Source organism: Mycobacterium sp. (assembly GCF_965229105.1).
Taxonomy (GTDB): domain Bacteria; phylum Actinomycetota; class Actinomycetes; order Mycobacteriales; family Mycobacteriaceae; genus Mycobacterium.
Window position 1 is genome coordinate 1,095,922 of sequence record NZ_OZ245858.1, and the last position, 17,599, is coordinate 1,113,520.

Genomic DNA, 17,599 nt, shown 5'->3' on the forward strand with positions numbered 1-17,599 from the left:
GCGCGGGCCTGGCATCCAGCGCGTCCTACGGCCGCAGGGCCGTCTACGGCGGCGGTGGAGGTGGTGGAGGTGGCGGCAGCAGCACCGGCACCGTGATCGGCGGCAAGCCGGGGATCTCGACGACCGTCTGGCCGAACTCCGGCGGCAGACCGTCGATCGGCGGCAATCCGACCGGTGGTGGCGGGGGAGGTGGCGCGATCCCGTTGCTGATCTGAATCGTGATGATCGATCCGGGCACTGTCTGACCGGTGGGGGAGGTGCCGACGACGGTGCCGTACGGCGAACTGCTGTTCACCGGATTTGCCTGATCGGCGACCTGGAACCCGGCGACCTTCAAACGCTGGCGGGCCGCGTCCTGGTCGAGGCCGGCGATGCTGGGCACCCGTGAACCGGGGGCGCCATCGACATAACGCGGATCGGTCGGTGGCAGTGCGACGTCACCGAAGTTGGTGGCGATCGGTTTCATTGCGTTGAACCAGCTGCGGGCGGGCTCGTTACCGCCGTAGAGGTTGCCGTCACCGCACTGCCGCAGCGGGAACGAGCACAGCTCACCGGGTGAGGTCGAATCGTCGTAGATGTAGTTGGCGGCGGCCAGCTGATTGGTGAAGCCGAGGAATCCCGACGAGCGGTGCGCCTCGGTGGTGCCCGTCTTACCGGACATCGGCAGGTCCCAGCCCACGGACCCTGCCGCCGACGCCGAGGTGCCCGCGCCGCTGTCGTCCTTGCTCATCGCATTCGCCAAGGTGTTGGCCAGACCCTGCGGTACCACCTGCTGGCAGGTCTCGGTGGTCACCGCGACCTCATTGCCGTTGCGGTCGAAGACCTTGTCGATCGGGCTGGGTGGGCACCACGTGCCACCTGAGGCGAGCGTCGCCGCCACGTTGGACAGCTCAAGGGCGTTGACAGCCAGCGGACCCAGCGTGAACGAGCCCAGGTTCTGGCGCTTGACGAAATCGGCCAGACTCTCGTTGTTATCGGGGTCGTAGGACCGCGCCGTTCCAGGCTGGGCGTACGAGCGCAGGCCCAATTTGACGGCCATATCGACCGTCCGCTGCACGCCAACCTGAGAAATCAGCTTGGCGAACGCGGTGTTCGGCGACGTTGCCAGGGCATCGGTGACGCTCATCGCCCCCCGGTAGTTACCGGCGTTCTGCACACACCAGGTTTCCTTCGGGCAGCCCTTGGCCCCGCCGCTACCGAGACCCTTGGCTTCGAACCGGGCAGGGGCGTCGAGTTGGGCGTTGATTCCCATGCCCATGTCGAGAGCGGCCGCGGTGGTGAACAGCTTGAAGATCGATCCGGCCCCGTCGCCGACGAGGGAGAACGGTTGCGGCTGCATGGTCTCGCCCGCGTCGAGGTTCAGGCCGTAGGTGCGGTTGCTGACCATCGCCATCACCGGGTGTGCATCCTTGCCGGGGCGGATGATGCTCATGACGCTGGCCACACCCGAGAGGTCGGGAGCGGCGATATCGTCGATGGCCGCTTTGGTCGAGTTCTGGACATCGGGGTCGAGGGTGGTCTTGATCAGATAGCCGCCCTTGGCCAGCTGATCCTTGCTGATGCCCGCCCGCGCCAGGTACTCCTGGACGTAGTCGCAGAAGAACGCCCGGTCTCCGGCAGCGATGCAGCCGCGCGGCAGCTCGTTGGGCTGCGGCAGAATGCCGAGCGGCTGCTCCTTGGCCGCGCGCAGCGCCTCCGCCTCTTCTGGGATGTTCTCGATCATCGTGTCCAGCACGATATTTCGTCGTTCGAGCGCACCATCGGGGTTGGTATACGGGTTCAGCGTGCTGGTGGACTGCACCATGCCGGCCAGCAGGGCCGCCTGCTGCCAATTCAGATCGGTGGCATTGACCCCGAAGTAGGTCTGTGCCGCGTCCTGGACACCGAAGGCGTTATTGCCGAAGGACACCAGATTCAGATAGCGGGTGAGAATCTCGGGTTTGGTGAAGGTTTTGTCCAGCGTCAGCGCCATGCGGATTTCGCGCAACTTGCGCGCAGGCGTGGTTTCGATGGCGGCCCGCTTCTCGGCATCGGTCTGAGCGATGACCAGTAGCTGGTAGTTCTTCACGTATTGCTGCTCGAGCGTGGAGCCGCCGCGGGTTTGCGCGTCGCCGGATGCGTACCCGGCCAGACCGGTCAGCGTGCCTTTCCAGTCGACTCCGTTATGTTCGGCAAACCGTTTGTCCTCGATCGAGACGATTGCCAGTTTCATCGTGTCGGCGATTTTGTCGCTCGGTACTTCGAACCTGCGCTGCGAATACAGCCACGCGATCGTGTTGCCCTTGGCGTCGACCATCGTCGACACCGCGGGCACCTGGCCTTCGACCAGTTGTGCTGAGCCATTGGCGACGACATCGGAGGCTCGGTTGGACACCAAACCGATACCGCCGACCATCGGAAACAAGAAAGCCGCCACGAGAACACTGGCGAGCAGGCAGCACCACGCCAGCTTGATGACGGTGACTGCGACCGGGGGGCGGTCTGACATGTCCTACAGAGTAACTATGCCGTCAGCGGCTCCGACGCCCGCGCGGTAAGGCATAGCCCGCATCGTTTACAAGCTGAGAGCAGCCTGAGAAGGGCTTTTACCCGTTTTATTCGATTGACGGCACGGCCGTCCCAAAAAAGTGCCTCCGAGAGTGTTGCGCAAACGGCACCTGACCACCTAACTTGGACACACAGTGCGACACAGGTAACAAAGACCAGCGCAATGTGGCGTAGATCGCATAGGCGTTTTACAGCCGTGGACAGTGCCGTCGGAAGGCGGCTTGAGCGAAGGGGAGCGCTGATGTCCAGTTCTCGGCCCGCACCGCATAAGACGACCACAGTGATGACGCAGTCTGCGGTGCAGAGCGCTGAAGCCGAAGCTCGAATCGCATGGGTATCCATGGCCCGCTGTCGTGGCGCCGATCCTGACGAGCTGTTCGTGCGCGGCGCTGCACAACGCAAGGCGGCAGTGATCTGCAGGCACTGCCCGGTGATCGCAGAATGCGGTGCGGATGCGCTGGACAACCGCGTGGAATTCGGCGTCTGGGGCGGGATGACCGAACGTCAGCGTCGGGCGCTGCTCAAGCAGCACCCGGATGTCGTGTCATGGTCGGAATTCTTCTCTGCCCAGCGCAAGCACCGTAGTGCTGGCTAACTTTTGCCTGCAGTGATCTGATCGGCGATGGCGCGCAGCGCCTCGAGGTCGGAAACGTCGAACGGTAATGACGGCACACCGACGATCGCCACCGACGGATTGGCGCCGGTGAAACGTGACAACAGCCGGACTTCCCGCTTGGCGGTGAGTGCGCGATCGGCATGGACCCGCAGGACGGCCGCGGGCAGCGACTGCGGATCGGCCGCTTCCAGTTCCACGGCACCGTCCACCGCGCGCTCGACCGTCAGGCTGCACAACGTGGGATGGGTCCGGTTGAGGATCAGGCCGGCCAGCGGCATGCTCTCCTGCGATAACCGGTCGATGAAGAACGATGCCTCCCGAAGCGCATCCGGCTCTGCGGCGGAGACCACGACGAACTGGGTGCCGCGCCGCTTGAGCAGCTCATAGGTGCGGTCTGCCTTCTCGCGAAAGCCGCCGAATGTCGAATCGAGTGACTGAACGAACGCCGACGCATCCGCGAGCATCTGGGATCCCAGAATGGTCGACAACGCCTTCATCGCCAGCCCGACAGCGCCAGTGAGCAGCTTGCCGATTCCGCGGCCGGGCGCCAACAGCAGCCGCCATAACCGACCGTCCATGAAGCTGCCGAGCCGTTTGGGTGCATCGAGGAAATCCAACGCATTGCGCGACGGCGGGGTGTCGACGACCACCAGGTCCCAGCGATCCTGAGCCAGGAGCTGGCCGAGCTTCTCCATGGCCATGTACTCCTGCGTGCCGGCAAGGGAGGTGGCCACGGTCTGATAGAACTGATTATCCAGAATCGCTTGTGCGCGTTCAGTTCCCGAGTATTCGGTGACCATCTCGTCGAAGGTCCGGCGCATATCGAGCATCATCGCGTGCAGCTCGCCGGTGACCTCGGGGGCCAGCGGAACCCGTTGCGGTGAGTTACCGAGGTCCTTGATGCCGAGCGCCTGGGCGAGTCGCTTGGCGGGGTCGATGGTCAGTACCACCACCGTGCGGCCGTACTCCGCCGCCCGCAGCGCCATCGCCGCTGCGGTGGTGGTCTTGCCGACGCCACCGGCGCCGCAGCACACCACCACGCGGTTGGATCGGTCGGCGAGGATGGACGCCATATCGAGCGTCTGTGGTGTGCTGCTCATGGCTACCTGACTCCTTGCTGGGCGAGCGCTTCTGCGAGCTCATACAGGCTGCCGAGGTCGATCCCGTCGTTGATGGCGGGTAGCTCGAGTCGCGGCACCTTGATCTCGTCGAGTTGTTCAGCGCTCTCGGCGCGGGCGCGAATCCGGGTGGCATGTTCGATGGTTTCGGTCAACAGCCCGGCAAACTCGGTGTCGGGCAAGGTGATGCCGGCCTGCGTCAGCCCCGCGCGCACGGCGTCGGCGTCGATATCGCCCTCGGCCGCCTTGGCCAGGTCATCGGGCGGCAGGAACAGGGGGATGTTGCGGTTGACGATGACGCTGCCGATCGGCAATCCGAGCTCTTGGAGTTCGTCGATCGCCTCGACGGTTTCCTGTAGGGGCAGTGCTTCGAGCAGGGTGACCAGATGGATGGCGGTCTGCTCGGAGTGCAGCAGCTTCACCACGCCCTCGCTTTGGGAATGCACCGGGCCGCCCTTGGCCAGGTCGGCGACGGCTTTGGTGACATCGAGGAACCGGGCGATCCGGCCCGTCGGCGGGGAATCGACCACCACAGCGTCATAGACCTGCTGCTTTTTCTTATCGACCCGAACCACCGACTCCTTGATCTTGCCCGTGAGCAGGACGTCGCGAAGGCCCGGTGCGATGGTGGTGGCGAATTCGATGGCACCGATCCGGCGCATCGCGCGACCGGCGATACCGAGGTTGTAGAACATGTCGATGTACTCCAGGAACGCCGCCTCGGTGTCGATGGCCAGTGCGTTGACCTGGCCACCGCGTTCCGCAGTGGCGATCTTGAGCTCTTCGTAGGGCAGCGGCGGTACGTCGAAAAGCTGCGCAATCCCTTGGCGCCCTTCGACTTCCACCAGCAGGACTTTGCGTCCACCGGCCGCCAGCGTCAGCGCGAGCGCCGCCGCAACCGTCGATTTTCCGGTACCGCCCTTGCCCGTGACGAAATGCAGCCGGGCCTTCGCCAAGCGGGAGGGCCAGCCGACGTTCATCCCGCCGTTGGGTGTGGTCGCCATAAGTGCATGCTAGCCAAGGCGTTTACCGGGATAAGCTCTGCCCATGAGCGAGCTGACCACGTGGGAGTACGCCACGGTCCCACTACTGACCCATGCCACCAAGCAAATCCTCGATCAGTGGGGTACCGACGGCTGGGAACTGGTGACCGTGTTGCAGGGGCCGACCGGTGAGCAGCACGTTGCGTATCTGAAGCGACCCAAATGAGTGTGACGGCCCGCCTGGCCGAGTTGGGAATCGAGCTACCTCCGGTGGTCAAGCCGGTGGCTGCCTACGTGCCGGCCGTGCGGACCGGCAATCTCGTCTACACCGCGGGTCAGCTGCCGATGAAGGATGGCGCACTACCCGTGACGGGCAAGGTCGGCGCTGAGGTCAATGCCGACGACGCCAAGGCACTGGCCCGGACCTGTGCGCTCAATGCGCTGGCCGCCGTCGCCTCGGTGGTGGACATCGACGAGGTGACGCGGGTGGTGAAGGTGGTCGGTTTCGTGGCATCGGCCGCCGGCTTCAGCGGACAGCCCGGTGTCATCAACGGCGCATCGGAGCTTTTCGGCGAGGTGTTCGGCGAGGCCGGCGCCCACGCCCGGTCCGCCGTCGGGGTTTCCGAACTGCCCCTCAACGCACCGGTGGAGGTCGAGCTGATCGTCGAGGTCCGGTGACCTCCTCGACCGCTTCGCCGTCGGCCGAACACCCCAGGCACCCGGCGTACGGGGTGTTGCGTCCGGTGACCGAGACCGCGTCGGTCCTGCTTTGCGACAACCCGGGCATCATGACGCTCGACGGCACCAACACCTGGGTATTGCGCGCCCCCGGTAACGACGAGATCGTCATCGTCGACCCTGGGCCCGACGATGACGCCCATATCGAGCGGGTGGCGGCGCTGGGGCGGATCAGCCTGGTGCTGATCAGCCACAAACACGGCGACCACACCGACGGGATCGACAAGCTCGTCGAGCGCACCGGTGCGGTGGTGCGTTCGGTCGGCAGCGGATTTCTGCGCGGTCTCGGCGGGCCGTTGACCGATGGCGAGGTGATCGACGCAGCGGGCCTGCGGATCACGGTGCTGACCACCCCCGGCCATACCGCCGACTCATTGTCATTTCTTCTCGATGACGCCGTGTTGACCGCCGATACCGTCCTCGGGCGCGGGACGACCGTCATCGATAACGAGGACGGCAGCCTGCGGGACTATCTGGAGTCGCTGCGACGCCTGCACGGGCTCGGGAACCGCACGGTGTTACCCGGGCATGGACCGGATCTTGCGGATATAGCGTCGGTCACCGAGATGTACCTGGCGCACCGCGAGCAGCGGCTCAACCAGGTGCGCGACGCCCTGCGTGAGCTGGGTGAGGACGTCGGCGCACGCCAAGTCGTAGAACACGTCTATACCGACGTCGACGAGAAGCTGTGGGAAGCCGCGGAAAAGTCCGTCCAGGCGCAACTGGACTATCTGCGGGCGTGATTTCGGCGCGCTAACCCGCGGTGACCGCGGCTCAGCGCGCCCGAATCGCTAACGGGCTCGGCGGGCCAAGCGCTCGCTATCGCTGATCAGCACACTCTTACCCTCGAGGCGGATCCAGCCGCGGTGGGCGAAATCGGCAAGCGCCTTGTTCACCGTCTCGCGCGATGCGCCGACGAGCTGCGCGATCTCTTCCTGCGTCAGGTCATGCGTCACCCGCAGGGCGCCGCCTTCCTGGGTGCCGAACCGCTGCGCCAGCTGCAACAGCTGCTTGGCGACACGTCCCGGTACATCGGTGAAGATGAGGTCGGCGAGGTTGTTGTTGGTGCGCCGCAACCGGCGGGCCAACACCCGCAACAGCTGTTCGGCGATCTCGGGGCGATCAGCGATCCAGGCGCGTAACGCGTCGCGGTCCATGGATACGGCGCGGACCTCGGTGATCGTGGTCGCGCTGGAGGTCCGCGGGCCCGGATCGAAGATCGAGAGCTCACCGAACATGTCGGATGGACCCATGATCGTCAGGAGGTTCTCGCGGCCGTCCGGAGAGCGGCGGCCGATCTTGACCTTTCCGGAAATGATGATGTAAAGGCGGTCACCGGGCTCGCCCTCCGCGAATACCGTGTGTCCCCTTGGGAAGTCGACCGGCTGCAGCTGCTTGGTGAGCGCGGATACTGCGCTGGGTTCGACTCCCTGGAAGATTCCGGCCCTCGCCAGGATCTCGTCCACGTTGCCCCTCTTACCTCTTGGATGGTGTGATTCGCGCTGACCAGCCTCAATTAACAGGCTAGCGAGACAAGTGTAGATGTAGGCAGGTCAACGACGTGCCAACGCTACACACGATTCGCGTGCGGAGTCGCCCGAAACTGCGGATTGGCGTTGGCGTGTGCATAACGGCGGGTCGGCAAACCCGGTTCGTCGTCGATGGAGACGCCCACCGTGCCGAACGTCGTCCGCAGGGGCGGAACGCTCGGGAAATCCGGATTGCGCAGCCGCGGCACCGGGCGCCCGGTGGAGTCGGCACTGGGTGTGGCCGCCTCGATCAGCTTCGCCAGTTCTTTCGCGGATTCCGCCGATTCGTTGGTCAATCCCGACTCGAGCCGCTCGAGCCCAAAGGTCGCCAACATGAGCAACCCAGGGACGCACGCTGCCAGCAACCAGGACACAAGGGAAGTAAACACGCGCAAGGTCTCAGCGGGATCACAACTTGTCACCGGTCCGCACCGGCGCTCACCAGGGGGTTGTCAGTCCTCATCAGTACCCTGACAGGGTGGCAGTGGCGAAGGTGGCTCGACTACCTCAATCCCGTAAGTGGGAGCGCGAGACGCAGCTGGGTCTGACTCGTCGGGCCCGCCGGATGAATCGCACTCTTGCGCAAGCATTTCCGCACGTCTACTGCGAGCTGGACTTCACCACACCCCTTGAGCTGACGGTGGCGACCATCCTGTCGGCGCAGAGCACAGACAAGCGGGTCAACCTGACCACACCTGCGTTGTTCCTTCGCTATCGCAGCGCTGTGGACTACGCGACCGCCGACCGCGCCGAACTCGAGGAACTGATCCGGCCCACCGGTTTCTACCGGAACAAGGCGACATCGTTGATCGGACTGGGTCAGGCGCTCGTGGAGCGGTTCGGCGGTGAGGTGCCCAGCACGATCGAGGAACTTGTCACGCTGCCGGGGGTCGGTCGCAAAACCGCCAACGTCGTCCTGGGTAATGCTTTCGATGTCCCCGGCATCACTGTCGACACCCACTTCGGTCGGCTGGTCCGCCGGTGGGGTTGGACCACCGAAGAAGACCCCGTGAAGGTGGAGAAGATCGTCGGTGAGCTGATCGAGCGCAGCCAGTGGACGCTGCTGAGTCACCGCGTGATTTTCCATGGTCGCCGCGTGTGTCACGCCCGCAAACCCGCCTGTGGTGTCTGCGTGCTCGCCAAAGACTGCCCGTCCTTCGGGACCGGCCCCACCGAACCCCTGCTGGCCGCGGCACTGGTGAAAGGTCCCGAGACCGATCACCTGCTGGCGTTGGCCGGGCTGTAGTACGTCTTTCCCCGCACACATGAGGACATCAACCCGATGGACGATCGTGGTCGTGGCAGGGGTCGCCGTTCTGATCGCGGCGCTGTTGCGCCAACTCGGCGATGACGGCCCCGCGCCCGGACCGGCCGCGCCGCTATCAGCCGACCGCCAACACCGCGACGCCGACACTCCCGAGGCGCTGGCCGGACCCAGACGCAGCGCTGACCTGGCGCCCTGTCCGGTCGGGACGCAGGGCTTAGGCCTACAAAACGTAGGCCCGCAGGAACTGCGCGGTGTCATCGTCGAATGCGCGGCCGACGGTGCCGCCGTAGACGTCGCTCGGGCGTTGGCAGGCCGGCCGGTGGTGCTGAACCTTTGGGCCTATTGGTGCGGTCCGTGTGCGCAGGAGTTACCGGCGATGGCCGAGTACCAACGCCGGGTCGGACCGGACGTGCTGGTGGTGACCGTGCATCAGGATGAGAACGAAACAGCCGCGTTGTTGCGGCTGGCCGAGCTCGGTGTGCACCTGCCCACGTTGCAGGACGGCCAACGCAAGATTGCCGCCGCACTCGGCGTACCCAACGTCATGCCCGCAACGGTGGTGCTGCGCGCGGACGGTACGGTAGCGCAGATCTTGCCGCGCGCCTTCGCCACCGCCGACGAAATCGCCGCCGCGGTCGAGGGTCATGTCAGATGAGAGGAGTGCGGCAGTGAGCGCAGGTGTTCCGCTCACGCCGGACGTCAGCCCAGCCTGGCTGCAGCCCCTCGTCGCGAATATTCACACCGTCCCTGGTGCCTACCGGCGGCGGGTTCCCGCCGATGTGCTGGCCATGATCACGGCCGCGAACAACGAGGCCACCCTCAACGGCGCCAAACGTGACGCCGCTGTGCTGGTGCTGTTCTCCGGTTCGCAAGCCGGGGCCGCCGGCGGTGCGCCCGAGGACGCCGATCTGTTGGTCACCGTCCGGGCCTCGACATTGCGCCACCACGCCGGGCAGGCCGCCTTCCCAGGTGGTGCCGCCGACCCCGGTGATGATGGTCCGGTGGCCACCGCACTACGGGAAGCGCGCGAAGAGACCGGTATCGACACCGATCGGCTGACGGTGCTGGCCACGCTGGAGAAGATGTTCATCCCACCCTCGGGTTTCCACGTCGTCCCGGTGCTGGCGTACTCGCCTGACCCAGGCCCGGTCTATGTCGTCGACGAGGGCGAAACGGCGATTGTCGCACGAGTGCCGTTGCGTGCCTTCGTCAATCCCGAGAACCGGCTGATGGTGTTCAAAAGTGTGAACACCAGCCGCTTCGCCGGTCCGGCTTTTCTCCTCAACGACATGCTGGTCTGGGGTTTTACGGGGCAGGTCATCTCAGCGATGCTCGACGTCGCCGGATGGAACCAGCCGTGGGATACCACCAACGTCGTAGAACTCGAAGATGCGATGGCCCTGGTCGGCGCGGATGGGAACCGACGATGACACCGTCGCAGTGGCTCGATATCGGAGTGGTCGCCATCGCGTTCGTGGCGGCGGTCTCTGGCTGGCGGTCCGGTGCGCTGGGTTCGCTGATGTCGTTCGTTGGCGTGATCCTCGGTGCGGTGGCCGGGGTGCTGCTGGCCCCGCACATCGTCGACAAGATCGACGGGCCACGCGCCAAGCTCTTCGCCACGTTGTTCCTGATCCTGGCGCTGGTGGTGATCGGCGAGATTGCCGGTGTGGTGCTGGGCCGGGCCGTGCGAGGGGCTATCCGTAACCGCGGGGTGCGGTTGGTGGATTCGCTGATCGGCGTCGCACTGCAGATGGTCGTCGTACTGGTCGCGGCATGGCTGTTGGGCAGCGTGGCGACATCGTCCAATCAGCCCAATCTCGCCTCCGCCGTGCGCGGTTCGAAGGTGCTCTCCCAGGTTGAAGCGGTGGCACCGGAGTGGCTGCGCGCCATACCCAAGCGGCTCAAGGGTGTGGTGGACACCTCGGGCCTACCGGAGGTTCTGCAGCCGTTTGGCCAAACGCCGATCGCCGCGGTCGATGCTCCCGATGCGTCACTGGCTACCAGCGCCGTCGTCGGCGCCGTGCAACCCAGTGTGGTGAAAATCCGCGGCGTCGCGCCCGGGTGTCAGAAGGTCTTGGAAGGGACCGGTTTCGTGGTCGCGCCCAACCGCGTGATGTCGAACGCACACGTCGTCGCCGGGTCCGACACCGTCACCGTCGAGTCCGCCGGACAGACCTACGACGCCACCGTCATCTCCTATGACCCCAATGAGGACATCTCGCTGCTCGACGTGCCGAACCTGCCCGCGACGCCGCTTCCGTTCGCGGATAAACCCGCGGCTACCGGCACCGACGCCCTGGTCCTCGGATACCCCGGCGGCGGTGAATTTGCGGCCACCCCAGCCCGGATCAGAGAGACCATCGAACTCAACGGCCCAGATATCTACCGCACCACTACGGTCAACCGTGAGGTCTACACCATCAGAGGTACTGTGCGGCAAGGCAATTCCGGCGGGCCGCTGATCAATCGCGCCGGCCAGGTGTTGGGTGTGGTTTTCGGTGCCGCCGTCGACGACGCAGATACCGGCTTCGTGCTGACCGCCAACGAAGTATCCCGTCAGCTCGCCAAGATCAACGACACCGCCCGGGTGCCCACCGGGGCGTGCGTTACGTAACCTGCCCCGCGGGCCCGGCCGCGCCGTAGACGTGAGCCAGGAACCGGGTCAGATGTTCGTTGACTTCGTCGGGCGCTTCCTCGTGGGCGTAATGCCCGACGCCGGAGAGGGCCACGAATCGCCCGTGTGGCGCGTAGCGCAGCGTCTTCTCCACCGGGTCGGCGAGGACATAGGGGTCGGCGTCGCCGCGCATGTGCAGCAGTGGGATGCCGAGTTGGCGATTCATCGACTTCATGAACCGGCGACCTTCACCGCGGAGCTGGCTGCGCACCGCCCATCGCTGATATTCCAGTGCGCAATGCGCGGCCCCGGGGATCTGGATGGCTTGTCGTAGATGTCCGATGGTTTCCGAAAAGTCTTCCGACGCCGGCCATTTACCGACTGTTCTGCTACGGACCAAGGCCTCCAGCTCGTCGCCGCCGGCCTTGGTGAGCTTGCGTTCCGGCCACATCGGCACTTGATAGCTCAACAACGACGGCAACAATGCCCGGCTCTGGTCGCGGCGGGTCAGCGCGGCGCGTCGCAGCGCGGCCGGGTGCGGGGAGCTGACCAGGGCGATGGCCTTCACCAGCCGGGGATGCAGCACTGAGGTCGCCCAGCACACCAGGCCACCGTCGGCATGCCCGACCAGTGTCGCCGAGGAGTGCCCGAGGGCGCGGATCAAACCGGCAGTGTCACCAGCCAGCGTCCAGCCGTCGTAGCCGCGGGGCGGTTTGTCGCTGCCGCCGTAACCGCGCAGGTCGACCGCCACCACGCGGGCGTCGGTCAGCCCACGCAGTTGATGACGCCAGGACCACCAGAACGACCCGAAACCGTGCAACAGGATGACCAACGGCCGCGCCGTCGGTGGTTCTGGGTCTGCAGCGCCCGACAGCGGCTCCGCCTCGACCACGTGAAACCGGATGCCGTTGGCGTGGACGTCGAGATGACGCCACGGGCCGGCGATTCGGGTGATCGACGGGTCGGGTGGGGCCATTACCAACCCGAGGGGTCAGTGGGCGCAGTGCCCGACGGTGCAGGCACGACGGCTTTTCCGGGTGCCTGACCGGTGAAGGCCGCCTTGGTCTCCTTGACCGACTCGATCGTCTGCTGGGGTCCGCGGATGCGCCGCACCTTCAGATAACCCAATAGCGCCAGCGCCGCGGTGGTCAGCACCATGACCCCGAACACGATCAGGAACGCCACCCAACGCCAGAGCCAGGTGTCGAGAAGCTCGGCGACGAAGAAGAAGAAAAAGAAGGTGGAGTAGAACAGCACCACCAGAGCGAGAATGAAGTAAACGCTGCCGGTCAGGCCCTTTTTGACATCGCGGGTGATCTCCGCGCGAGCGAGTTCCACCTCGGCGCGGACCAGCGTCGACACCTGCGCGGTGGCGTCCTTGACCAGCTCGCCGATCGAAGGATCAGCCGACACCGCATGCGGATCTACCAGCGGGATCGAGGTCACGGTGGCGGGGATGCCATTCTTGCGGTCGCCATTGCTCACGGACGGAGTCCTCCCGGCAGGTCAAAGTCATCGGCTGTCGTCGGGGTTTATCGTGCCATGCCGGGATACAGACGGACGAGTCCGGCCGATCGCCGTGGCCCACCGCGGTGACACGGATGTTGCTGGAGTGGTTGCGGCTACACTCACCCGGAGCAATCACCGGGGTCGGGGACCCTAACAGAGGAGGCAGCCGTGCGGCACCGCTGGCGCGCCCGAAGTCTGATCGCGAGCCTGGCAGTGGCGTTGGGTGGCCTGTCGCTGGTCGCCGCCGGACCTGCTGCCGCCGAACCGGTGACGCTGGGTGGTGGCTCGGGCATCGTCATCGACGGTGAGGCGTACTGCACGCTGACCACGATCGGTACCGACAGCCGCGGCGATCTGATCGGCTTCACCTCCGCGCACTGCGGCGGTCCCGGTGCGGTGGTGGCCGCCGAGGGAGCCGAAGCCGCGGGACCCGTCGGCACCATGGTCGCCGGTAACGACGCGTTGGACTACGCGGTGATCAAATTCGACCGCACCAAGGTGACGCCGACGAACACCGTGGACGGCTTCTTGATCGACGGGCTCGGACCTGACCCGAGAACCGGCGAAGTGGCCTGCAAACTTGGGCGCACGACAGGGGCCTCCTGCGGTGTCACCTGGGGTCCGGGCCAGGATCCGGGCACCATCCTCAATCAGGTGTGCGGCCAGCCCGGCGATTCGGGCGCCCCGGTCACGGTCAACAACAAGCTGGTCGGAATGCTGCACGGAGCGTTCACCGACGACCTGCCCACGTGTGTGGTCAAGTTCATCCCGTTGCACACACCCGCGGTGACGATGTCGTTCAACACCCAGCTGGCCGATATCACCGCCAAGGACAGGCCGGGAACCGGTTTCGTTCCTTTCGGCGCCTGACTTTCTCTGCCGAGCAGACGCAAAGGTCCCCTTTTCGCGAAGAAATAGGGGACCTTTGCGTCTGCTCGCGAGGCTACTTGCTCGCGCGGATCGCTTCGAAGACGCTGGGGTCCAACAGCGTTGAAGTGTCGCCGAGTTCGCGACCCTCCGCGACGTCGCGTAGCAACCGTCGCATGATCTTGCCGCTTCGGGTCTTCGGCAGCTCGGGCACCACATGGATCTCGCGGGGCCGCGCGATGGGGGAGATCTCCTTGGAGACCTCCGCGCGAAGTTCCTTGACCATCACATCGCGGTCTTCGTCGGCGAACCGGGCCTTGAGGATGACGAACGCGCAGATCGCCTGTCCGGTGGTGTCATCACTGGCGCCGACGACAGCGGCCTCGGCGACACCGGCATGCCCGACGAGTGCGGACTCGACCTCCGCGGTCGAGATGCGGTGTCCTGACACGTTCATCACGTCGTCGATGCGGCCGAGCACCCAGATCTCGCCGTCGCTGCCGTACCGGGCGCCGTCACCGGCGAAGTACCAGCCCTGCTCGGCGAACCGCGACCAGTAGGTCTCCTGGAACCGCTCCGGGTCGCCCCAGATGCCGCGCAGCATGGACGGCCACGGCTGATCCAGCACCAGGTAGCCGCTGACCTGCTCACCGTGCGCGGTACCGGGTTGGAGTTGGTTGCCCTCGTCGTCGACGATCTTGGCGGAGATTCCCGGCAGCGGAGTCATCGCCGAACCTGGTTTGGCAGCGGTGACGCCGGGCAGGGGGGAGATCATGATGGAACCGGTCTCGGTCTGCCACCACGTGTCCACGATCGGGGTGATATCGGCGCCGAAAACCGTTCGGTACCAACGCCATGCCTCGGGGTTGATCGGTTCGCCCACCGAACCGAGCAGCCGCAGGCTCGACAGGTCGTGCTCGGCCGGGATCTGGCGACCCAACTTCATGAAGGTGCGGATCAGGGTGGGGGCGGTGTAATAGATTGTCACCCCGTACTTTTCGATGACCTCGAAATGGCGGTGCTCGGTCGGTGAGGCCGGGGTGCCCTCGTAGACCACCTGCGTCGCGCCGTTGGACAGCGGCCCGTACACGATGTACGTATGTCCGGTGACCCAGCCGATATCGGCTGTGCACCAATAGATATCGGTCTCGGGTTTGATATCGAAGACGTTGTAGTGCGTGTACGACGTCTGAGTCAGGTAACCACCCGAGGTGTGCACGATACCCTTGGGCTTACCGGTGGTGCCCGAGGTGTAGAGCAGGAACAGCGGGTGCTCGGCGTCGAACGCTTCCGGGGTGTGGTCGGTCGACGCGGATGCGACGACATCGTGCCACCACACGTCGCGGCCCTCGGTCCACTCGATGTCAATCCCAGTGCGGCGCACCACAAGTACGTGCTCAACGGACTCGGATGCCTCGGTCGCCTCGTCGACGGCGGTCTTGAGTGAGACCGCCTTGCCGCGACGGAACTGGCCGTCGGTGGTGATTACCACCTTGGCTTCGGCGTCCTCGATCCTGGCGCGCAGGGCCGATGCGGAGTACCCGGCGAACACCACCGAGTGCATGACACCAAGGCGCGCACAGGCCAGCATCGCGACGATCGCCTCCGGCACCATCGGCATGTAGATCGCCGCCCGGTCGCCGGATACCAGACCCAGCTCGGTCAGTGCGTTGGCGGCCTGGGAGACCTCGTCCTTGAGTTCGGCATAGGTGATACTGCGCGCGTCCCCGACCGGCTCACCCTCCCAGTGGATGGCCACCCGCTCACCGTTACCGGCCTCGACGTGGCGGTCGACGCAGTTGTAGGCAACGTTGAGCTTGCCGTCGGCGAACCACTTCGCGAACGGCGCCTCCGACCAGTCCAGCACCTCGGTGAACGGGACCGACCAGGACAGCCGATTGGCCTGCTCCGCCCAGAACGCCAATCGGTCCGCTTCCGCTGTGCTGTACAGCTGTTCGGTTGCGTTGGCGTTTTCGGCGAACTCCGCCGACGGCGGATAGGCTGATGGAACCTCGGTGTTCGTATCGGACATGTCTGTGAGCGTAGTCACCCAACGTTGCATAGACGTTGGCAACTCACACTGCACGCTGCGGGGCGGCGGGTGAAATGCGCCGAACGGTCACCGATGACGGGGTCAGCGGTTCGACGCGAACCACATCATGGAGGTCATCGGCTTGCCCCGGATGCGTCGTGTGGCCTCCGCGGTGCTCGCCGCGATGCTGATCTTCACCGGCTGCGGTGGTCAGGCCGCTCCGGAGGGTCTGATATCGGTCAATGCCGGCGAACCCCAACACCCGCTCGTTCCGACGGAAACGGACGAGACCCAGGGTGGCCGCATCGTCGACCGGCTGTTCGCCGGACTGATGTCCTATGACGCGAACGGCACCCCTGTTCCCGAAGTGGCGCAGGCCGTCGACTCGACAGACAACAGGAACTTCCGGATCACCGTGAAACCCGGCTGGAGGTTCACCGACGGGACGCCGGTGACGGCGTCGTCGTTCGTCGATGCCTGGAACTACGGGGCACTGGGCACCAACGATCAGGCGTTGCAGACCTCTTTCTCACCGATCGAGGGTTACGACGCGGTCGCCGAGCCGCGTCCCAGCGCCCAGACGATGGCTGGGCTGAAGGTGCTCAGCGACACCGAGTTCACCGTTGCGCTCAAAGTGCCGATGATCGACTTCGTCCAGCGGCTCGCCTTCCGGGCGTTCTACCCTCTGCCGAAATCCGCGTTCGACGATATGGCGGCGTTCGGACAACACCCCATCGGCAACGGTCCGTATCAGCTGCCGTCGGGTAACGCCTGGCAGCACAATGTGCGGATCGACCTATTGCCCAATCCTGGTTATCAGGGCAGCCGGGTGGCCAGGAACGACGGTCTGCGTTTCGTCGTCTACGCCGACCTCGACACTGCCTACCGCGATCTGCTGGCAGGCAAGCTGGACGTGCTCGACACCATTCCGCCGAGCAGATTGGCCACCTTCCGCGACGATCTCGGTGGCCGGGCGATCACGGCGCCTATCGCCCAGAACCAGACACTCGATACGCCGCTGCGACTGCCACATTTTGGCGGTGAGGAGGGCCGGCTGCGCAGGTTGGCGTTATCCGCCGCTATCAACCGGTCGCAGATTAGCGACCAGATCTTTCTGCAGACCCGTTCGCCGTCAAGGGATTTCACCGCCAGCTCGCTGCCGGGGTTCCAGCCCAACCTGCCGGGGAGCGATTCGTTGAACTTCGATCCTGGCCGGGCCCGGGCCCTGTGGGCGCAGGCTGATCGCATCTCGCCGTGGAGTGGGCAGTACGTGATCGCCTATAACGACGACGGTGACCACCGACAGTGGGTCGACGCGGTCGCCGACAGCATCGGCGACACCCTGCGGATCAGTGCTGTCGGTTCGGCGCAACCAACATTCGCGCAGATCCGCGCGCAGATCAGCGACCGCTCCATCCAGAGTGCGTTCCGTGCCGGCTGGCAGGGAGACTATCCCTCGATGTTGGGGTTTCTCGAACCGATCTTCGTCACGGGGGCGGGGGCCAACGACGTCGACTACTCCGACCGGGAGTTCGACGGCGCGCTCACCGTCGCCCAGGCGGCACCGACCCTGGCGGAGTCCTACGCGCTGACCAATGCCGCTCAGCAGATCCTGCTCGACGATATGCCCGTCGTACCGCTGTGGGATTACCGCGCCGCGGGCGGTCACTCCGCTGCGGTCACAAATGTGACCCTCACCTGGAACGGCTTGCCCGCTTATGAACAGATCGTCTCGTCCTAACGGGATAGCCCCCACCCGCCGCCCGGTAGGGTGACCGG

18 protein-coding genes are annotated in these 17,599 nt (G+C 65.4%); 10 read left to right on the forward strand and 8 right to left on the reverse strand.

The window, feature by feature from the left end:
• Nucleotides 1–43: 43 nt before the first annotated feature.
• Entirely contained in the window at nt 44–2,488 is a 2,445-nt protein-coding gene (gene ponA2, locus ADBZ9O_RS05235; RefSeq protein WP_526529056.1) for a transglycosylase/D,D-transpeptidase PonA2, read from the reverse strand.
• A 300-nt stretch (nt 2,489–2,788) separates the two neighbouring features.
• Here ponA2 and ADBZ9O_RS05240 point away from each other — a divergent pair, with 300 nt between their 5' ends.
• Nucleotides 2,789–3,142 (forward strand): WhiB family transcriptional regulator, encoded by a 354-nt coding sequence (locus tag ADBZ9O_RS05240; RefSeq protein WP_526529058.1) that lies wholly within the window; start codon nt 2,789–2,791, stop codon nt 3,140–3,142.
• Here the strand turns inward: ADBZ9O_RS05240 and bagB are convergent.
• Both bagB and bagA read right to left on the reverse strand, forming a co-directional pair.
• On the reverse strand, nt 3,139–4,263 hold the full coding sequence (bagB, locus tag ADBZ9O_RS05245) for an ATPase BagB (protein ID WP_526529060.1): 1,125 nt from the start codon (nt 4,261–4,263) through the stop codon (nt 3,139–3,141). The genes ADBZ9O_RS05240 and bagB overlap by 4 nt on opposite strands.
• 2 nt (nt 4,264–4,265) lie before the next feature.
• Nucleotides 4,266–5,285: an ATPase BagA gene (bagA, locus tag ADBZ9O_RS05250; RefSeq protein ID WP_526529062.1), complete on the reverse strand. Its 1,020-nt coding sequence runs from the start codon at nt 5,283–5,285 to the stop codon at nt 4,266–4,268.
• A 43-nt stretch (nt 5,286–5,328) separates the two neighbouring features.
• Here bagA and sp36 point away from each other — a divergent pair, with 43 nt between their 5' ends.
• The 3 genes from sp36 to ADBZ9O_RS05265 are packed head-to-tail and all read left to right on the forward strand — an operon-like array spanning nt 5,329 to nt 6,745.
• Nucleotides 5,329–5,490, forward strand: coding sequence for a Sp36 family protein (gene sp36 / locus ADBZ9O_RS05255; protein ID WP_526529064.1), 162 nt, complete (start codon nt 5,329–5,331; stop codon nt 5,488–5,490).
• Nucleotides 5,487–5,942, forward strand: a complete 456-nt coding sequence (locus ADBZ9O_RS05260; protein ID WP_526529066.1) for a RidA family protein — start codon at nt 5,487–5,489, stop codon at nt 5,940–5,942. The genes sp36 and ADBZ9O_RS05260 overlap by 4 nt, the downstream gene beginning before the upstream one ends.
• A complete protein-coding gene (locus tag ADBZ9O_RS05265; RefSeq protein ID WP_526529068.1) occupies nt 5,939–6,745 on the forward strand; it encodes an MBL fold metallo-hydrolase in 807 nt (268 codons plus the stop codon). Before ADBZ9O_RS05260 ends, ADBZ9O_RS05265 begins: the two co-directional genes overlap by 4 nt.
• A gap of 48 nt (nt 6,746–6,793) precedes the next feature.
• On the opposite strand, the gene crp is transcribed toward ADBZ9O_RS05265, so the two are convergent.
• Together crp and ADBZ9O_RS05275 are read right to left on the reverse strand one after the other, a co-directional pair.
• Nucleotides 6,794–7,468: a cAMP-activated global transcriptional regulator CRP gene (crp, locus tag ADBZ9O_RS05270; RefSeq protein WP_005138643.1), complete on the reverse strand. Its 675-nt coding sequence runs from the start codon at nt 7,466–7,468 to the stop codon at nt 6,794–6,796.
• A gap of 104 nt (nt 7,469–7,572) precedes the next feature.
• Nucleotides 7,573–7,920 (reverse strand): hypothetical protein, encoded by a 348-nt coding sequence (locus tag ADBZ9O_RS05275; protein WP_526529070.1) that lies wholly within the window; start codon nt 7,918–7,920, stop codon nt 7,573–7,575.
• Between the two features lie 176 nt (nt 7,921–8,096).
• On the opposite strand from ADBZ9O_RS05275, the gene nth reads away from it, so the two are divergent.
• From nth to marP, 4 genes are read left to right on the forward strand one after another with little or no spacing between them, the layout of a single operon-like run.
• Nucleotides 8,097–8,777, forward strand: coding sequence for an endonuclease III (gene nth, locus ADBZ9O_RS05280; protein ID WP_526532851.1), 681 nt, complete (start codon nt 8,097–8,099; stop codon nt 8,775–8,777).
• Between the two features lie 19 nt (nt 8,778–8,796).
• Nucleotides 8,797–9,453, forward strand: coding sequence for a TlpA family protein disulfide reductase (locus ADBZ9O_RS05285; protein WP_526529072.1), 657 nt, complete (start codon nt 8,797–8,799; stop codon nt 9,451–9,453).
• Nucleotides 9,443–10,228 (forward strand): NUDIX hydrolase, encoded by a 786-nt coding sequence (locus ADBZ9O_RS05290; RefSeq protein ID WP_526529074.1) that lies wholly within the window; start codon nt 9,443–9,445, stop codon nt 10,226–10,228. The genes ADBZ9O_RS05285 and ADBZ9O_RS05290 overlap by 11 nt, the downstream gene beginning before the upstream one ends.
• Complete coding sequence (marP, locus tag ADBZ9O_RS05295) at nt 10,225–11,412, forward strand: acid resistance serine protease MarP (RefSeq protein ID WP_526529077.1); 1,188 nt, start codon at nt 10,225–10,227, stop codon at nt 11,410–11,412. Before ADBZ9O_RS05290 ends, marP begins: the two co-directional genes overlap by 4 nt.
• On the opposite strand, the gene ADBZ9O_RS05300 is transcribed toward marP, so the two are convergent.
• Together ADBZ9O_RS05300 and ADBZ9O_RS05305 are read right to left on the reverse strand one after the other, a co-directional pair.
• Entirely contained in the window at nt 11,405–12,388 is a 984-nt protein-coding gene (locus ADBZ9O_RS05300; RefSeq protein WP_526529079.1) for an alpha/beta fold hydrolase, read from the reverse strand. The two genes, marP and ADBZ9O_RS05300, sit on opposite strands and share 8 nt — an antisense overlap.
• Nucleotides 12,388–12,897 carry a phage holin family protein gene (locus ADBZ9O_RS05305; RefSeq protein WP_526529081.1) on the reverse strand — a complete coding sequence of 170 codons (510 nt, stop codon included), beginning with the start codon at nt 12,895–12,897 and terminating at the stop codon, nt 12,388–12,390. The genes ADBZ9O_RS05300 and ADBZ9O_RS05305 overlap by 1 nt, the downstream gene beginning before the upstream one ends.
• 219 nt (nt 12,898–13,116) lie before the next feature.
• Here ADBZ9O_RS05305 and ADBZ9O_RS05310 point away from each other — a divergent pair, with 219 nt between their 5' ends.
• The gene (locus ADBZ9O_RS05310; protein ID WP_526532853.1) at nt 13,117–13,791 is read left to right on the forward strand and encodes a chymotrypsin family serine protease; all 675 of its coding nucleotides are present in this window, start codon (nt 13,117–13,119) and stop codon (nt 13,789–13,791) included.
• Nucleotides 13,792–13,864: 73 nt separating this feature from the next.
• On the opposite strand, the gene acs is transcribed toward ADBZ9O_RS05310, so the two are convergent.
• On the reverse strand, nt 13,865–15,820 hold the full coding sequence (gene acs / locus ADBZ9O_RS05315; protein WP_526529083.1) for an acetate--CoA ligase: 1,956 nt from the start codon (nt 15,818–15,820) through the stop codon (nt 13,865–13,867).
• Between the two features lie 127 nt (nt 15,821–15,947).
• Between acs and ADBZ9O_RS05320 the strand changes: the two genes are divergently transcribed.
• On the forward strand, nt 15,948–17,561 hold the full coding sequence (locus tag ADBZ9O_RS05320) for a peptide ABC transporter substrate-binding protein (RefSeq protein ID WP_526529085.1): 1,614 nt from the start codon (nt 15,948–15,950) through the stop codon (nt 17,559–17,561).
• Nucleotides 17,562–17,599 lie beyond the last annotated feature (38 nt).

Bases quoted from the DNA above. Each gene is read 5' to 3' on its own strand.
- ponA2 (WP_526529056.1), bottom strand. From the start codon at position 2,488: ATGTCAGACCGCCCCCCGGTCGCAGTCACCGTCATCAAGCTGGCGTGG.
- ADBZ9O_RS05240 (WP_526529058.1), top strand. From the start codon at position 2,789: ATGTCCAGTTCTCGGCCCGCACCGCATAAGACGACCACAGTGATGACG.
- bagB (WP_526529060.1), bottom strand. From the start codon at position 4,263: ATGAGCAGCACACCACAGACGCTCGATATGGCGTCCATCCTCGCCGAC.
- bagA (WP_526529062.1), bottom strand. From the start codon at position 5,285: ATGGCGACCACACCCAACGGCGGGATGAACGTCGGCTGGCCCTCCCGC.
- sp36 (WP_526529064.1), top strand. From the start codon at position 5,329: ATGAGCGAGCTGACCACGTGGGAGTACGCCACGGTCCCACTACTGACC.
- ADBZ9O_RS05260 (WP_526529066.1), top strand. From the start codon at position 5,487: ATGAGTGTGACGGCCCGCCTGGCCGAGTTGGGAATCGAGCTACCTCCG.
- nth (WP_526532851.1), top strand. From the start codon at position 8,097: ATGAATCGCACTCTTGCGCAAGCATTTCCGCACGTCTACTGCGAGCTG.
- ADBZ9O_RS05285 (WP_526529072.1), top strand. From the start codon at position 8,797: ATGAGGACATCAACCCGATGGACGATCGTGGTCGTGGCAGGGGTCGCC.
- ADBZ9O_RS05290 (WP_526529074.1), top strand. From the start codon at position 9,443: ATGTCAGATGAGAGGAGTGCGGCAGTGAGCGCAGGTGTTCCGCTCACG.
- marP (WP_526529077.1), top strand. From the start codon at position 10,225: ATGACACCGTCGCAGTGGCTCGATATCGGAGTGGTCGCCATCGCGTTC.
- ADBZ9O_RS05300 (WP_526529079.1), bottom strand. From the start codon at position 12,388: ATGGCCCCACCCGACCCGTCGATCACCCGAATCGCCGGCCCGTGGCGT.
- acs (WP_526529083.1), bottom strand. From the start codon at position 15,820: ATGTCCGATACGAACACCGAGGTTCCATCAGCCTATCCGCCGTCGGCG.
- ADBZ9O_RS05320 (WP_526529085.1), top strand. From the start codon at position 15,948: ATGGAGGTCATCGGCTTGCCCCGGATGCGTCGTGTGGCCTCCGCGGTG.